The sequence below is a fragment of the Nitrospiraceae bacterium genome (genome assembly GCA_020632595.1).
Taxonomy (GTDB): Bacteria; Nitrospirota; Nitrospiria; order Nitrospirales; family UBA8639; genus Nitrospira_E.
The window spans coordinates 66,635-82,382 of sequence record JACKFF010000008.1; the positions used below are offsets into that span (position 1 = coordinate 66,635).

The following is a 15,748-nucleotide window of genomic DNA, read 5'->3' on the forward strand; positions in this document are numbered from 1 at the left end:
TACCTGAAATGGAAGAACAAAGAGCTGGAAGCCAAACAATGGATCCGCAGTCGGGGGAAACGACCACAGAAGATCGCCCCTTAACGGTTGATGAGGAAATTGCTGAGATTGAAAAGTTACTGAGCGAGGAACCGGACGACTTTCAAGCGCGGTGTCGACTGGGTGAGCTGTATTTCAATAAAGGACGGATGGATGAAGCACTGGCAGAGGTAAAGAAATCCATTGAGATGGCAGAGGGCATTCGGATAGAAATGGATCGGTCTCTGGCCATGTACTACTCGAATCTTGGAACGATTTATGGAACGAAAGGGATGTTGGATGAGGCCACGGCTCAATTCAAACGAGCCCTGGAACTAAACCCCTATGATGTTCTTGCACTCTTTAATGTCGGCCGACTCTATAATGACAAAAATGAATTTCTGGAGGCCAAAGAGTATTTCGAACGTCTAATCGAAATTTCCCCTGAAGATCCGATTGCTTGGTATAATTTGGCTGGAGTCTATGAGAAATTGGATGATCCCAATATCTCCGACTTTAACACGTTAGACATGGCTATGCAGGCTTATATGAAAGTCCTACAGTTTGATCCGAGTCATTTGGAGTCGAGCTTTAAGCTCATGGAAATTGCACTAAATCTGAAGAAACCTGATATGGCAGTGAAGATTATGGAAGATGCCGTTGAAAATAATCAGGATGAACCATTGGCCTATTATAATCTGATTAACACCTATGAAAAGTGTAAGATGTTTGAGCAGGCGGAAGAGGCCAGAAATCGTCTCAAGGATCGGTTTAACAAGCGTTCGCGTGAAACGGTAAAAAAGTGATACCCCAACAAGGAGAGGTACCATGTTTGGAAGCTTAGGATTTACAGAATTAATTCTCATCCTCATGATTGTGCTGATCATTTTTGGGGCGGGAAAATTACCCCAATTAGGGGAAGGGGTTGGAAAGGCGATTAAAGGGTTCAAGAAATCTGTTCAAGAGGCAGAGGCGTACGACCTAGACCCTCAGGCACAGGCGGAAAATTCAGCATCGGCCAACCAGGGTAGTAATGCCCAACCTCAAATTTCACAGCCTATGCATACCGCCCCGTTAGAAAAGGGTTCTCCAGTGCCGCCGGCAGCAGTCCAGTCGGCTCAACCGGAACAGGTCCCTGCGTCATCTAAGGCCTAATTCTCTTCTATAATGGTTAGGGGCCATAATCTTCTCCGTGGTGATTGGACGGGATTTTTTGAAATGAACCTTGAAGGGTGAATTGTTTATGAGTACTGAGACCGCGTTAGAAATCGGAGTGATTGAAACCTTTGCCGGCAATGGAAAATCTCGCAGTACGGGCGATGGAAAGCGAGCGGTGAAATCTGGAATTCCACTGCCAAACCATATTACGGTTGATCGGGATGGTCGGTTTCTCTACATTGCCGAATCTGGTTCTGACCGAATCAGGCGAGTGGATATGGAAACAGGCCTTCTGCATAACTTTGCAGGGACCGGCGAGACATGTTATAGCGGCGATTACGGACCTTGTGGGGAAGCTGGGCTTTACCTTCCATTGGATGTCTTGTGTGATTCGCGCAATCATATATATGTCTGTGATTCAGGCAGCAATCGAATTCGAAAAATTGACGCAGATACTGGAATCATTACAACCATCGTCGGGACGGGGCAGTGGGGATATAATGGTGATGGGCCTGCCTTGGAGTGCAATTTAACTTATCCGGCAGCCATAGCGATCGACGATCAGGATCATCTTTACATTGCAGACACTCAAGCCCATCGCATTCGGCATTATAATCCTGAGACAGGAATGCTTACGACCATCGCCGGGTGTTGGACAGCAGAAGATGATGAGCGCGTGAGCCCTCTGACAGCACAAAATCTAATTGTTCTTTCTGGCGATGCGATTGGAATAGATTTTAGTAACGATGAGGGGTTACTGCGTCCACGTTGTTCAGATGGACTAGATTTATCGTTATATCTTGACGATGGCAAGTCGGCCTTGGAGTGCAAGTTGTATGACGTGGTCGATATCGATGTGGACAAACATGGAGACCTATATATCACTGATAAGGGAACAAACCGCATTCGAAAACTAGATCGGAAAACGGGCATAATGTCCACCGTTGCTGGGATCTGCCGCTATGGATTTGACGGCGATGGAAAGTTAGCGGTGAAATCCATGCTTAATGTCCCGGAGGGCGCTGTGGTGGACTCAGATGGAAATGTGTATATATCCGATTCCATGAATCACCGGGTACGAAAAGTTGATTGCCAGACCGGTATCATTACAACCATCGCGGGGAATGGCGATAGTGGCTACGATGACAAAAATATGGGTGGGTGCGGTGCTGCGCGCTTTGTGGCAAAAGAAGACGCTGGGATGCTGAAACATGGAGATGGCCTTATTGCCATTGAGGCGATTGTGAACACTCCAGCTGGCTTGACCTTGGACTCAAAGGGATATTTGTATATTTGTGAACGGAATGAAAATAAAATTCGTCGGGTGAAATTACGATAACGAGGCTAATCTGATTTTTCAGTAGAGTTTGGCTGTATTCGGTGCAGCCACTCCTGCCCCAGTGAGACAAATAATTGTTGCCCCACTTATCAGATCTAATCTATATCATTTGTTTCGTTTCTCTCCTCATACCCTGTAGGTGGGACTCTGTCATTTTTCGTTGGTCATTTTTGGTCGAAATTCCTAAAAGCGTCTTTCCGATTTGTTTTTGGCGCCGTTCAGCTTGCAAGATGGTATAGGTCTCTAATTCGAAAAACATGCATTCAATTAGAGAATAAGATTGAATGTAATCGCAAGTGTCTCTGTAATAATGAACTGATTTTTTCTCATTCTTGAAATATCATTGGCATTGAATCTTTAAAAATTCCAAGGAAATCGAGGATTGAACACAATTCACGCAAAAAAACGGTTTATTTTGTTTGGGGTTTTTGCGGTGGTGGTTTTATTCGGATTGACTTGGTATCAAGTTCCCCTGGTCAGTTCCCAGGGCATGGTTGTCCTGGCCCATTTTTCAAAAGGGGATGTGCCCTCTCATCCTTCCGATTCAGCGTGGGAGACCGTAGCTCCCCTCCCTGTTCCCCTCAGTGGCCAAATCATTACCAGACCGGTATGGCCGGAACCCAGTGCGAGAGCCCTCTCTATCCGATCAATTCATAACGGAAAAGACATCGCGTTTTTGCTGGAATGGCAGGATGCAACAATTAATGAATCGTTGACGCCTGGGGTCTTCAGGGATGGGGTTGCCGTGGCCCTGCCTTTGGGAGATGCACCGGCCTTTTTTTGCATGGGCCAACTGGATCATTATGTGAATATCTGGCATTGGAAAGCAGATTGGCAAAGCGACGTGGATCGGCGTGCCGAGCGAGCCAAAGAATCTAAGCGTGGGGAATCAGGTCCTCGCCGGTTTGAAGTGATCCCGCGTCGGCCCTCATCGGTCGAGGACCTCGTGGGAGGAGGATTTAGTACCCTAACTAGCAAAGAACAGCAGGGACGAATCCAAGGACAAGCAGAGTGGAAAAATGGCCTATGGCGAGTGGTCATGAAACGGCCTCTGACGTCTGTGGGAGACGATCTGGACAATGAAGCGATGCTGGTTCCAGGACGAATGCAAGCCATAGCCTTTGCCGTTTGGAATGGAGAAAATAAGGAGCGGAATGGGCAAAAATCTGTTGCCTCCTGGATGCAATTACTTATTGATCCTGTTCAGTCCTCATCTCAAAGTGGGGCAGGAGGGATTGAATCCACGCATAGCCCGTCATGAGGAACCCAATAATGAACAAGATGAAATCTACAGGCGGAATGCAATGGTTCTTAGTATGTTGGTGCCTGTGGTTTGGATTGATGGTTCTTCAAGGAGAAGCGCTTGGGCAATCGCCCAGTGAGAATATGACCAATGAAAAAGCCATGATTTTAGCCGAAAAATTTGGCATCGATGTGGGGGAAGTAGATGAGGAGGTCAAGAAAATTCTTGGATTGACCAAGGCTGAAGGAGTTGTAGTGTATGCCGTCATAGGAGGGTCTCCGGCTGAATTGTCTGGCATAAAGGTGAAAGCGATCATTAAGGAAGTGGATAAATATGAAATTCAAACCCTTGTAGATTTGGGAACAGCTTTGGAGCAGACGCTCCCCACAAAGAATTTTACTGTTGCTACCTATGAACCAGCGGATCCTGATAATCAAGGGGTTACAGGTGGACTTAATTTCCATTTTGTACGAATTCTTCAGGACTAAATGACTTGCATGAAGAATCTGTTTAGCAAAAATATTCGTTTATTGGAAATTATGCCCATGCACAACCGATGGATTTTAACAATCATATTAGGGATTTTTTGCTTATCTGGCGTCGGGTTTGGGCAACAGTCAGGCACGGCTGTCGGTGAAGTAGAAGAAACCTGGATTAATGAAATTGAGCAAGTTTTTATCCCTTCTGAACAATGCAAACAATGCCATGACCGGCATTATGAAGAGTGGAAGGGGATGCGTGAGCAAACCATGGATTTAAAGACATTTGGCCGGGTTGATGGAGCTCTTCTTCATGGAACGGCTTTGGCCTCTCCGGTGTTTAAAACCGTTTTAGGCCTGTGGCTTCAAACGGATCCGGATCAGGAGCAACGTACTCGCTGTCTTTCTTGTCACGCTCCAGCGGTGACCGTGTTTCCTCAGCACACTGATCGGATTATTGATCAAGTGATGAAAGGAGGAAAACGGGTCAAAATAGAAGGCATTGGTTGTAGTGCCTGCCACCTGATTACGGGCATTCAAGAAAATGCCAATGGGCACCCCACTTTTAAAATTACATCTGGGGAGACTCTTTACGGACCCTACGCAGAACCAGAGGAAAATCTTGTGCATCCATCTGGGCAGGTGGATATTTATCGAGGGGCTCATTATTGTGCATCCTGCCATTTTGATAAGGTAAGGGATGTTACTCGGCCTGACATTCCAGGAGAAATTTTGAAAGGCACTATTTGTCAGGACTGTCATATGGAGCGCTCTACGGGGAGTTCAACCTCTCAACGTGGAGCTCTCACTCGGCCAATCGGTCGGCATTGGTTTCAAGGAATTGTGATTCCGGGGATTATGCTGAGCAATAGAAATCTACAGGCCGAATGGTTTTCGAGAGTGGATATTGAGGCTAAAAAGGTCAAGGGGCAGGTTGAGGGTGAAGTCCTGGTGCGAAACGGTGCCTTGCCTCATACTTTTCCGGGTGGCGATCCGGTGTTAAAACAATTTTATGTCACGATAACTCTCAAAAATTCAGATGGACAGGTTATCGATCAATATGAGGAACGGTTTGGCCGAACATTTGAAGAACTGATTCGTGGTCCGATCCCCCGACCATTTGTCAATGGTGGCACAACCAGACACATCCCATTTACGTTGAAATATCCCAAAGACTCAGAAGCTTCCCTCATTGAAGCCTCAGTCAGTTATTCTCTCATTCCTGAGCCCTCGAAAGCCCTTACCGCGAAGTTCCTTGAAAGCCTGGCCACCGATAAAGAGCGGGAAGCGGCAGAACGCATTATTCATGATTATTCTTCCCCGCGTCTCCTCACGTTTCGCACCATGAATTTATAGGCAGCAGGAACCTCCAGATTTTTAGTTGAATAACATAAAAGGATTATCTGATGAGGAAAAGCTACAAAAAGAGTGCCTCAAGGAGTATAGGTATGAGGGGTGGAATATTTTTGCTGGTTTTAGGATGTTTTCTGCTGATGGCGCCTCTTCAAGGCTTGTTTGCAGGTGAATCGTCTTCAACCAAAAAACCATTAGAGAAATCATTTCCTAATTCCGAAAAATGTAAACGGTGCCACCTTAGGGTCTTCGAAGAATGGGAAGCTTCGGCTCAATCGCGCTCTATTGTGACTGCTCCCTTCCGAGTCACCTTGGACCAATTTCTGGCTTCAACGGATAAAAAAGATCATGCAATGTGCTTTCGATGTCATGCTCCGCACATTATTGAGTATGCCGACCACTTGACTCGTTTCATTAAGGAAGTGCAATCAAAGGATCCACAGATGGATGGAGTCGGATGCCCCCAATGCCATCTTATTCAGGATGTGGATATGAATTCCCATCCACCAATGCCAACATTTCAATTGGGAACGACGATTTTTGGAGGATATGATAAAGCCGCTGAAAATCTGGCACATCAATCACAGAAGCTGGATCTCTACCGAGAGTCAAAATTCTGCGTGACCTGTCATGATTCACTCCCAAAGATCTCAGGCTCTGCCAAGGACCTTCCTGGGTGGCTTGGACCTTGGGAAAAAACCAAATCTGAAACCAATGGGAAGCCCTGTCAATCCTGTCATATGCCAGAGGCAGTTGATGAATCTGCTAATGGGGAGAAGGTCAGGAAGGTCGCCAATCACAGTTTCCCCGGGAGATTCGGAAAAGTCCGCGCGGAAGCTGTTACCTTGGATTTTACCACTGAGACCACTCCCGAGACTTCTCATGTGCAGGTCAATATTCAGAGCCTGGTTCCGCATAATTTGCCTTTGCCGCATCCCGGCTGGTCTCGGGTTGTCGTTGATCTTTCCATTTTTGGGAAAAATCTCAAAAAGGTTTACAACGAACAACGTTTTTATGAGCGGACCTTTGGAGATGCGGAGGAAAAAGAGACGATTTTTGATTTTGAGGCAAAAAAGGTATTACGCGACACACTTCTGAAGCCTGAGGAGAGGCGGGTAGAGGTTTTTACATTTCCCACACCACAGGATGCGCCATCAATGGATGTAGTGGTGACTCTCACGTATGCCCCTTTACACGGACCAGAGGATTTCCTTAAAAAGGTTGAACAAGAAGCGGCGCTTGGGCAAAAGGACAAAGCTTTTCAATCGGTCCAGATTGCCCAAAAGAAGTTGAACGTTCCTCTTAAAAAATAATTACTGCTCCCTCCCTAGAGGGTGATCCGTTAAGAAGTTACGGCTCCGAGGGATGCAGAGGAAACCATCCTGGCATATTTGGCCAGGACACCGTTTGTATAGCGTGGTGGTGGTGGAGTCCATTTTGCCAAACGGCCTTGAATCTCTTGCTCTGAAAGTTCAACGTCCAAACGTCTCGAAGTAATATCGATGTGAATCAGGTCGCCGTTTTGAACCACCGCAATAGGTCCTCCTTTTGCGGCTTCGGGGGCGACGTGTCCAGCCATGAAGCCATATGTGGCTCCGGAAAACCGTCCGTCGGTCAAAAGCGCGACTGATTGGCCTAATCCTGCCCCCACAATAGCACTCGTCACGCCTAACATCTCTCGCATCCCTGGTCCGCCTTGTGGTCCTTCATAGCGGATAACGACGACATCCCCGTTCACGATCTTTCCTTGTTGGACGGCCTGAAATGCATCTTCTTCGCAGTCGAAGACTTTGGCCGGCCCATGGTGTGCCAATTTGGCATGACCAGCCACTTTGACAACACAGCCTTCTGGGGCAATGTTGCCTTTCAGAATCACAAGTCCTCCTGTTGGTTTTATTGGATGGGAAGGGGGAAAAAGAACTGTTTGCCCTGAAGTTTCCTTGGCTGTGGCAGCTTCTTCAGCTAACGTTCGTCCGGTGACGGTGATTTGGTCTCCATGGAGATGGCCGGATTCTAAAAGCCATTTTGCCACCAACGGTGTGCCTCCTGCTTGATAAAGATCGGCTGCCATGAACTGACCTCCTGGTTTCAGATCAGCCAGGAGCGGGACTTGGCGGTTAATGGTATCAAAATCGTCAATATTTAATGGGAGCGACATTTCATGGGCCAGGGCTAAAAGATGGAGGACGCCATTGGTAGATCCACCGGTAGTGGCGATTGCCGCGATGGCGTTTTCCAATGCGGGGCGAGTAATAATATCCCGTGGGCGAAGATCATTTTTCAGGAGATTGATCAGGATGTTTCCGCATTCCTTGGCCACTTGGTGCTTTCTGGGGTCGAGGGCCGGCACGCCATTGAATCCCATTGGGGAAATTCCTAAAAACTCAAACGCAATTGACATGGTATTGGCCGTAAATTGACCACCGCAGGCGCCGGCCCCTGGGCAGGCGCGTCGTTCTAATTCAATCAGCTCCTCCGTTGTCATTTTCCCTTTGGCGTGTGATCCTACGGCCTCAAAGACGTCCTGGATCGATACCGGTTTTCCATGGAATTCTCCAGGCATAATGGAGCCTCCATAGAGCATAATTGAGGGAAGATTCAGACGGGCCAGCGCCATCACGCACCCTGGTATGGTTTTGTCGCAACCCGACAAGGCAATGACTCCGTCAAACAGATGTCCGCGAACCACCAATTCGATGGAATCCGCCACCACTTCTCGGCTAATTAAAGAGGCTTTCATCCCCTCGGTCCCCATGCTGATACCGTCCGAGACTACGATCGTGTTGAATTCGATGGGGGTCCCTCCCGCCTCACGAATTCCTTGTTTCACACTCGCCGCGAGATCGCGGAGATGATAGTTGCAAGGGGTGATTTCAGACCAGGTATTCGCGATCGCGATGAGGGGCCTGGTAAAGTCGTCGTCGGTCAAGCCCACGGCCCTGAGCATCGCGCGAGCGGGGGCACGGTCCGGACCCTCAGTCAGGGGTAGGCTATTTTTCTTCAAGGTTTTTGACATGAAACAGTGCTCCTTCGATCATAACCGTTGATGAATGGATTATAAGGGCAGTCGATGATTCGTTTCCTGAATGTCTCATAATGCTGGGAAAATGGTCAATGTTGGTAGGATAAAAGATTACACGTGCAGCCCTGGCGACGATGATTTACTAGGAATAAGCAAAAGAGGAGAAATGGATGCGCAGGGGGGAAGATGTCACATAGACCTGTCCACTGACATGGCAAGGAGGGCGGTTTTGCCTGTGACATGCCTAGGAGGCGAGTTTGGAAGAGGTTACCGATGAGAGGTATTGCTGGAGCCGAAGCCTCCCTCCGGCTCCTGCAGATGGGGGTGTACACAATATGAGCCAATATGGATTGGTAAAATGATAGAGGTCTCCATGACGGCAGGAATCTACTAGCTGCCGTAATCTGGGCTGCTTCATCCAGTTTGGCAGAGGGGTTGAATCCATGACGACTTGTTGGAGGTATTGTTCTAAAAGGCGATCATGCCGGATTGAAATGCTATGGGTGCAGGCTATTTCTCTAATAGTGATGGGAGCTTCCAACTTTTCTAAACCAGCAACTACTGACTCGGCAGAAAGATAGGGTGCTGGAGCGTGAGGGGAACATTCTTGAAAGAAAGTGTGATGCAGTTGTGAGAAAAAAGCCTCTTGCTTGGCAAGGACAATGCATGCTGTTCCCCGAAATGGGTGCAGAGCACAGATAAGTCGGGACAATGAAGTATGGAGAGAGGCATGATTCAGGGAGGAGAAGGATTGGATCGCCCATGCCACATCGTAAGAACCTGGAGTCAGGAGCTGTTCAGCATTATCCCAGTTGGTTTGCCAGCCATGTCTGGGGAGAAATGGCCGGCGCAGAGACTGTCTGCAGGTGGAGAGATAATAGCGGGAGGTGTCCAAATAATCATAATGAAGGCGTATTGTTGACGGAAGCCATGACTGCAATATTTTCGGAAATCGGCCGGGTCCACATCCAATGTCTAGTACTTGATAGCCTGCGTTGTGTTCTGGAAATAGCGAATCCCAATTTACGGCACCCAGGAATTGGGTGTAATCGTTTTCCACAATTGAAAACCAGGCTTTGGGGTGTAAGGTGCCCTTTTGGTAATAACGAAGTGATCGGGGAAGGTTCGAGTTCACTGGGCATTGGAAAGAAGGCAGTTGAGAAGTGCGTAAGGGGTTGTTCATGATTAAGGTACTAGAGTGAAAATGAAGTCATCGGTTGTTCTTAATAACGAAGCAAAAATGGTACCGGCTGTAATTTTGTGAAGGGATAATAAGACAATGGAATTTTATCGAAATTGTCTGTTAGGGAAGTGGGGGTTCTTTACCCTGAAGCCAAAAATTTTCCTCAAAACACAGGAAGAATCTGCCGGTTGCCTATTGGACTCATAATAAAACGGTTCTTTGACCATTCATTGTATTTGGCTGAAAACGTAAGTGCGCGGCAAGGAAATGGTTCAAAGAACTAGTGGAGGGCATGAATCTGATGATCTACCAGGGTAACACTTGTAAATCCTCGTGGATCTTCTTGACTGTATGGATGGGGGCGGCTGCCTTTTTTCTGTGGGAGGTTGATCTAAGTAGAAGTGAGGGAGGTTTGGAGAATGAGTCCTTTTCAGAAATTGGAAATTTGAAGCCAATTCAGAAGGAGAAGATAAGCGTTCGCTTAGCCTATACGTATAAACCGTGGGTGCCGGTTCATTTATTTTTTGCTGACCGCGAGATTGCCTCGTCCCCCCAGCATTCGCCAGATTTTTCTTCACAGAGAACTGGCTCGGTCTTGGTTGGTTCTGTCATGGCCCTCTTAGCCACGTTTGAAAGTGCTGATGTTCTTCCACCGGAAGGGACCTCCCAGGCTAATCAGCTGATACATGGCCTTATTCAAATGCAGTCGGCCTTAGTGAAATCTCAATCCTCAGAGTTGAGCGAATATTTCTCGGCGGCGGTTGAACAGCATTTTGAAAAGGAAAGTGCAGGGTTTTTACCGTCAATTTATCAAAGTGGTTTAACATCAAAATTCTTACAGGCCCTTGTGAGCTATAACCACATAATACCAATGTGGGAGAAACCAGTTCTTGTTAAAATCTTTCAGCGCTATAATATTTCCCGGCAGGATTGGGAACTGATTGAAAAAATCTTTCGCGAAGCCGACGCAGCCTATCGTTTAAAAGGATTATCCATCCATGAGGCCTATGAGGGGTGGAGAGCGCAGATGCCAGGAGACCGGTCATGAAAATACCGTGATTAATTGAGGAGAACAGATTTTCCGGTCTGTGCGGATCGGTAACACGCATCAGCAATTTCGACTGCTCGTAATCCATCTACTGCGGTAACGGGCATTGGGCCTCCGGTTCGAATCGCCAGGCAAAAGTCTCGAAGCACTTCAATCAACGTTGCACTGGGAGGGCAGGGGTAGTCTAGTGTCTCATTTCTTCCGGAAATTTTTCGAACGATGTTGGTCGTCCAATCACCTGAGGCTTGCCCTTTTGATCCCATAATTTCTGCCCGGGTGACTCGTCCCTGGCTGACACGTGAAATATCGAGATAACAGGGAAGCCCTCTTTGCGTAACCAGTTTAATGAAAGCCTGATTTTCCGGATCCTGGACCGTTGGTCGACAAATATCAGCCGAGACCAAATGGATCTCATCCTGAGTGAGGACACGGACCAGATCCAGCAAGTGAATCCCAAATTCCATGAGGGCCCCATAATTGCTCCATGATGCGTTTGTTGCAGACAACCCTTGGCGGGATTCGAATCGCATGGTGCAAACAAGATAGTGCCATTGGCCTAAGGATGAGGCAATGGCTTGCAATTGCCGGATTGCTGACTCATACCGCAGAGTCTGGGCAGTCATAACAGGGATTCTAGCCCGGGTAGCGGCTTCAACGATTTGGCGGCCCTGTATCTGGTTTAGGGCGAGGGGTTTTTCTAGAAGAACCGCCTTACCATGTTGTATGGCTTCTAAGGCAATGGGAAGATTGAGGGAGGGAGGGGTTACGATCACAACGGCCTGAATAGTCGAATCGGCTAAAAGATCCTGATAATTCGGGTAAAAGCGGAGGGAGTATTCAGTGGCAAGTCGAATACCTTCTTCCATGTTTCTTCGGCTAATGGCAATTAATTTTCCTCCCGTCTCGACGGAGAGCAAATGGTGAAGATAACGGTAGCCGTGTCGTCCGACGCCAATTAATCCAAGGCGAATCTGTTTCATAACAACCCTGGTCCTTTGCCTTAACCCCCAGGAGTGATAAACAAAAAAGGAGTTGTTCTCATCCAATGTGTATAAAACATACGGGATCGCCTACCAGGGCTGTTGGATAAGTCCGATTCTCAACCTGATAGGGAATGCCATGTAAGTGGCACCAGTGTTCAACCCAGGGCATTTCTTCCACCGAGGTCGTAAGCAACCCTGGGAGGGTAAGTTTGGCCATGCAATTGGCAAATAAGCGAACTCCTGTTTCCCGTTCATGTGAAAAGGCCGATACGTCAAATGCCAGAGGGTCCGCACGGCCGTAAGAAAAAAGGACTGATAGATTGGGAAATTCTTCAGGGTCATTCAGCACACTGACAATCCAAAGATGATCAACCTTGCCTGTCGCAGTCTCTGCCGACCCGCAGTAAAAATGGATTCCGTTTTCCCCTCCGGCTTGGTTGAGAATATCCACTTCTGCTTGTCGAAGATTATAGGGACATACTGTTCGATTTAATTCCAGCCGTTCCATAAGCAAAACCGGAATCTCTGGGACTCCTGCGCCCACATATAAACTTCGCCCCATAGGGGGCAACCTGGTGCGGAGGGCTTTCGCAAGCGCGATCCCCAGTTTCTTGCAAGGGCCTCGGCGATCCTCCCAAAACGCGTCTCCACCTTCGTCGCAATAAACTGGGCCAAGCCCATGATAGTCTAACATTTTATACATTCTGGTAATTTCTTGAGTTGTGGCAGATGATAATTTTGGAGGTTTCATCCTTGGTGTGGGCCTTTCGAGATGTCTTGGGTTTCCTTCTTTGTACCAGGTTCGGCGAAGGAGATAATAGCCCTAACAGGAAGGTGCGGGGTCATGGTCCAAGCCAGGAAGTTAAGCCCTAGCTCAACTTGACCCGAATTACTATTTTATGTATTGATACACTTGATTAGGCATAGACGCTCTTCCAAGGAAAAAGGTCTTTTCCCAATAAGGGGCAAGAGTTCCTCCTATCACCGTTTCCAATCCTTCTTTTTATTGTGCGTCAATAGGAAAGCTCTTTGTTGGGGTTCTCCAGTATAGCGAAGGTGCTCCTCAGGTGCGGGGGAAGCCTGCGCCTTTTCTGAGACAGAACCAAAGTTAACTGTTTATTTTATGATAGTTTCACTTTGAAACATTTTGCCGGAAAAACCGATTTTACTAGCGATCAAACGGTCAGATTCTTATGGATATTCTTCAAGAACTTCGTCGGGTAATCAGGCTGGAAGGTCAAGCCATTGCGCACCTTGAGGAGAGCATAGGTCCTCCCTTCGAGGAGGCCGTAAAGATGTTGCAAGCCTGTCAGGGAAAAGTGATTCTCACAGGGGTGGGGAAATCCGGCCTGATAGCGAATAAAATTTCGGCTACGATGGTGTCCACCGGTACACCTGCGGTGTTTTTGCATGGCTCCGAGGGGTTGCATGGGGACATTGGGATTGTGGGCAAAGACGATATAGTGATCGCGGTAGGAAAGTCAGGCGAAAGCGAAGAATTGCTGGCACTGGTTCCATTTATTCGAAAAATTGGAGCACGAATGATTGGCATTACCGCGCGGGCAAACTCCACTCTGGCACGAAGTAGCGACCTTGTTCTTGTGACGCCCATACAAGAAGAAGCTTGCCCGCTCAATCTGGCACCAACCTGTAGCACGACCGCAGCCTTGGTCTTAGGGGATGCGCTGGCCATGGCTTTGATGAAATTGCGAAAATTTCAACCAGCCGACTATGCCATGTTTCACCCTGGTGGGCAGTTAGGAAAACGACTGCTTTTGAACGTTGGGGATTTGATGCGAACCGGTGAAGCCAATGCGGTTATTCGCCTTTCTCATACGATTCAATTCATGTTGTGTGAAATGACAAGTAAACGTGCCGGCGCGGTGTCTGTCATTGATGAGGATAATCGTTTATTGGGATTGATTACTGACTTTGATATTCGTCGGGTGTTGGAAGGGGGGGGGAATCTTTTCGCTCTCACGATTGGAGAGGTCATGAATCCAAAACCCAGTTGGGTATATCAGGATGAAAAAGCCGTCAAAGTTCTTCAGTTTATGGAGAAACGGGAAAAGCCCATCTCCGTGCTTCCCGTCCTTGATCGACAGGAAAAAGTCGTCGGCATGATACATATTCATGATTTGATTTCCCGTGGGCTTTAGCAAGGATTTCTTGTCGATGGGCCAAGGCCTGAGTCTGCTTCGAGGGGGTGAATGTGGTTTGAGATGATTAGAATACTGGGTGATAGGAAACATCCATGTATGTTCCCTGATTGCGGGATGCTCATTTGCCCGCATCTTGGGAAAGAGAGTTTCACGTATTTTTGCCCACCTGTGAACCACTAATGAGGGTTAATTTGAAAAGGTTTCATGTGCGAGATCTACCGTGTCTCAAATGAATTGATCCAATGAGCATGGACTCAGACGTGGGACAGGTTGGCAGCACCTCTTCTTCAAGGATTTTCTCCAGTTCTAATCTTTGGCCTGCCCTTGGGTGGGGGCTTTGTGTAGTTATTCTTTTGGGGTTTTCTCCCAGACTGTTTCATATTCAAGAATATTTCTTTTTCCCTCTTCTGGGTATGGCAATACTCCTTTGTGTAGTGGAGCGAAAGCCTCTCTGGATTCATGTTCCGCTCCTTGTCCCGTTTATCTGTTTTGTAGGATGGATTGCCTTTACGATTCCTTTTTCAATTGATCCTTGGATCAGTCTGCAGGAATGGCAGAAAATTGTAGCACAGTTGGCGGTGTTCTATGGCACCTGTTTGATTGTGCAGGAACAACGGAATGAGTATTTTCTAAAAAAGGCTCTGCCCGTCTTCCTGGTAGGGGCCATGGCCTGTTACTCCTATTCCCTTATTGATTTTTGGGAGCGAGGCGGGAATCTTTTGGATCGCACGATCCGTGCGGGTTTTCCAAAAGAAGGCGGCGCAGATTTTACCTGGCTGAGTACCAATGTGATGATGGTTTTCCCTCTGTTCATCACGGGATTCTTGGCGGTGACTAGGTTATGGAAACGGGTGATGTTAGGTTGTGGCATCTTTCTCTCTTTCCTGGCCCTAGTGCTTTCCTATAGTCGTGGGGTCTGGTTAGCCTGTCTGACGCAAATAATTGTTGGAGGATTTCTTGTCCAGAAACGTCACACGTTTCGTTTGCTCATGATGGGATTGGTGGTATTTTTTTCGGTTGGAGTGGTCCTTGGTCAATCGGGCCTACATCGTGAAACCTTCAATACCTGGACTATTAAGGCTCGGTTAGCACTATGGAATCTTAGTGCTGCAGATATTTTGGACCATCCAATTGTTGGTGTGGGTTATGGCGTGCCTATTTTAGAAAAGCGGCATGGGCAAAATATCCTGGAATTGGAAGCTGCGAACCTCGGAATTCCCGATATTCCCGAAAAACCGCATAACTGGTATCTCATGGTGGTGACGGGGGCTGGATTGCCAGGGTTGGCCTTGTTTCTTTGGTTGCTCGCCAAAGTGGGATTTGGCATTTATGAGGAATGGACCAAAGCTATTCATTCCTCACATCGGTGGTTACAGATGGGAATATTTCTCATGGTCCTTGGATTTTCGGTCAGAATTTTTTTTGAGGACAGTTTCGGCGGAAGCCATTCTTATCTATTTTGGATACTGGTCGGGACGAGTGTGGTTCTTTCGCACTCACAACTGGAGGGAAAATACAACCGGTCAGGGCATAGAAGTGGCTAGCAACTGTATAGAGAAGATTTGGTGAATGCTATAGGGGCTAAACCATGCAATTATGTTCAGCGATCAATAATCATTTATAGCTCTTCTTACCCTGTGGCTTCCCCATTTTCATGAGCGGTAAAAATGGTCTACCCTGTTCTGGAAAATTTCGATGGAAAAAAGCCATGCCTGAATGGTTGGTCTGATCCGGTGATATAATCTTTCAATAAAGGGTCA

13 protein-coding genes are annotated in these 15,748 nt (G+C 47.5%); 10 read left to right on the plus strand and 3 right to left on the minus strand.

Annotated elements, in window-relative coordinates; translation table 11 throughout:
• Positions 1-8 precede the first annotated feature (8 nt).
• The 7 genes from H6750_14495 (at position 9) to H6750_14525 (ending at position 6,903) form a co-directional block, all read left to right on the plus strand.
• Positions 9-824, plus strand: a complete 816-nt coding sequence (locus H6750_14495) for a tetratricopeptide repeat protein (GenBank protein MCB9775517.1) — start codon at positions 9-11, stop codon at positions 822-824.
• Between the two features lie 22 nt (positions 825-846).
• Positions 847-1,173 (plus strand): twin-arginine translocase TatA/TatE family subunit, encoded by a 327-nt coding sequence (tatA, locus tag H6750_14500; protein MCB9775518.1) that lies wholly within the window; start codon positions 847-849, stop codon positions 1,171-1,173.
• An 88-nt stretch (positions 1,174-1,261) separates the two neighbouring features.
• Entirely contained in the window at positions 1,262-2,515 is a 1,254-nt protein-coding gene (locus H6750_14505; protein MCB9775519.1) for a hypothetical protein, read from the plus strand.
• 382 nt (positions 2,516-2,897) lie between these two features.
• Positions 2,898-3,776: a hypothetical protein gene (locus H6750_14510; GenBank protein ID MCB9775520.1), complete on the plus strand. Its 879-nt coding sequence runs from the start codon at positions 2,898-2,900 to the stop codon at positions 3,774-3,776.
• An 11-nt stretch (positions 3,777-3,787) separates the two neighbouring features.
• Positions 3,788-4,246: a PDZ domain-containing protein gene (locus H6750_14515; GenBank protein MCB9775521.1), complete on the plus strand. Its 459-nt coding sequence runs from the start codon at positions 3,788-3,790 to the stop codon at positions 4,244-4,246.
• Between the two features lie 9 nt (positions 4,247-4,255).
• The gene (locus H6750_14520; protein MCB9775522.1) at positions 4,256-5,593 is read left to right on the plus strand and encodes a hypothetical protein; all 1,338 of its coding nucleotides are present in this window, start codon (positions 4,256-4,258) and stop codon (positions 5,591-5,593) included.
• Positions 5,594-5,685: 92 nt separating this feature from the next.
• The gene (locus tag H6750_14525; protein ID MCB9775523.1) at positions 5,686-6,903 is read left to right on the plus strand and encodes a hypothetical protein; all 1,218 of its coding nucleotides are present in this window, start codon (positions 5,686-5,688) and stop codon (positions 6,901-6,903) included.
• Between the two features lie 29 nt (positions 6,904-6,932).
• On the opposite strand, the gene ilvD is transcribed toward H6750_14525, so the two are convergent.
• Entirely contained in the window at positions 6,933-8,606 is a 1,674-nt protein-coding gene (ilvD, locus tag H6750_14530) for a dihydroxy-acid dehydratase (GenBank protein MCB9775524.1), read from the minus strand.
• Between the two features lie 1,481 nt (positions 8,607-10,087).
• Here ilvD and H6750_14535 point away from each other — a divergent pair.
• Positions 10,088-10,843: a hypothetical protein gene (locus tag H6750_14535; protein MCB9775525.1), complete on the plus strand. Its 756-nt coding sequence runs from the start codon at positions 10,088-10,090 to the stop codon at positions 10,841-10,843.
• A gap of 11 nt (positions 10,844-10,854) precedes the next feature.
• Here H6750_14535 and H6750_14540 read toward each other — a convergent pair whose 3' ends face one another.
• Both H6750_14540 and H6750_14545 read right to left on the minus strand, forming a co-directional pair.
• Positions 10,855-11,823, minus strand: coding sequence for a Gfo/Idh/MocA family oxidoreductase (locus H6750_14540; GenBank protein ID MCB9775526.1), 969 nt, complete (start codon positions 11,821-11,823; stop codon positions 10,855-10,857).
• A gap of 58 nt (positions 11,824-11,881) precedes the next feature.
• Positions 11,882-12,529 (minus strand): hypothetical protein, encoded by a 648-nt coding sequence (locus H6750_14545; GenBank protein MCB9775527.1) that lies wholly within the window; start codon positions 12,527-12,529, stop codon positions 11,882-11,884.
• Positions 12,530-13,019: 490 nt separating this feature from the next.
• Between H6750_14545 and H6750_14550 the strand changes: the two genes are divergently transcribed.
• Complete coding sequence (locus H6750_14550) at positions 13,020-13,985, plus strand: KpsF/GutQ family sugar-phosphate isomerase (protein ID MCB9775528.1); 966 nt, start codon at positions 13,020-13,022, stop codon at positions 13,983-13,985.
• Positions 13,986-14,230: 245 nt separating this feature from the next.
• Positions 14,231-15,532: an O-antigen ligase family protein gene (locus H6750_14555; protein MCB9775529.1), complete on the plus strand. Its 1,302-nt coding sequence runs from the start codon at positions 14,231-14,233 to the stop codon at positions 15,530-15,532.
• The last annotated feature ends 216 nt before the right edge of the window (positions 15,533-15,748 follow it).

Coding starts and splice junctions, on each gene's coding strand:
- H6750_14550 (MCB9775528.1), top strand. CDS start 13,020: ATGGATATTCTTCAAGAACTTCGTCGGGTAATCAGGCTGGAAGGTCAA.
- H6750_14535 (MCB9775525.1), top strand. CDS start 10,088: ATGAATCTGATGATCTACCAGGGTAACACTTGTAAATCCTCGTGGATC.
- H6750_14515 (MCB9775521.1), top strand. CDS start 3,788: ATGAACAAGATGAAATCTACAGGCGGAATGCAATGGTTCTTAGTATGT.
- H6750_14555 (MCB9775529.1), top strand. CDS start 14,231: ATGAGCATGGACTCAGACGTGGGACAGGTTGGCAGCACCTCTTCTTCA.
- H6750_14540 (MCB9775526.1), bottom strand. CDS start 11,823: ATGAAACAGATTCGCCTTGGATTAATTGGCGTCGGACGACACGGCTAC.
- ilvD (MCB9775524.1), bottom strand. CDS start 8,606: ATGTCAAAAACCTTGAAGAAAAATAGCCTACCCCTGACTGAGGGTCCG.
- H6750_14525 (MCB9775523.1), top strand. CDS start 5,686: ATGAGGGGTGGAATATTTTTGCTGGTTTTAGGATGTTTTCTGCTGATG.
- H6750_14495 (MCB9775517.1), top strand. CDS start 9: ATGGAAGAACAAAGAGCTGGAAGCCAAACAATGGATCCGCAGTCGGGG.
- H6750_14520 (MCB9775522.1), top strand. CDS start 4,256: ATGAAGAATCTGTTTAGCAAAAATATTCGTTTATTGGAAATTATGCCC.
- H6750_14545 (MCB9775527.1), bottom strand. CDS start 12,529: ATGTATAAAATGTTAGACTATCATGGGCTTGGCCCAGTTTATTGCGAC.
- tatA (MCB9775518.1), top strand. CDS start 847: ATGTTTGGAAGCTTAGGATTTACAGAATTAATTCTCATCCTCATGATT.
- H6750_14505 (MCB9775519.1), top strand. CDS start 1,262: ATGAGTACTGAGACCGCGTTAGAAATCGGAGTGATTGAAACCTTTGCC.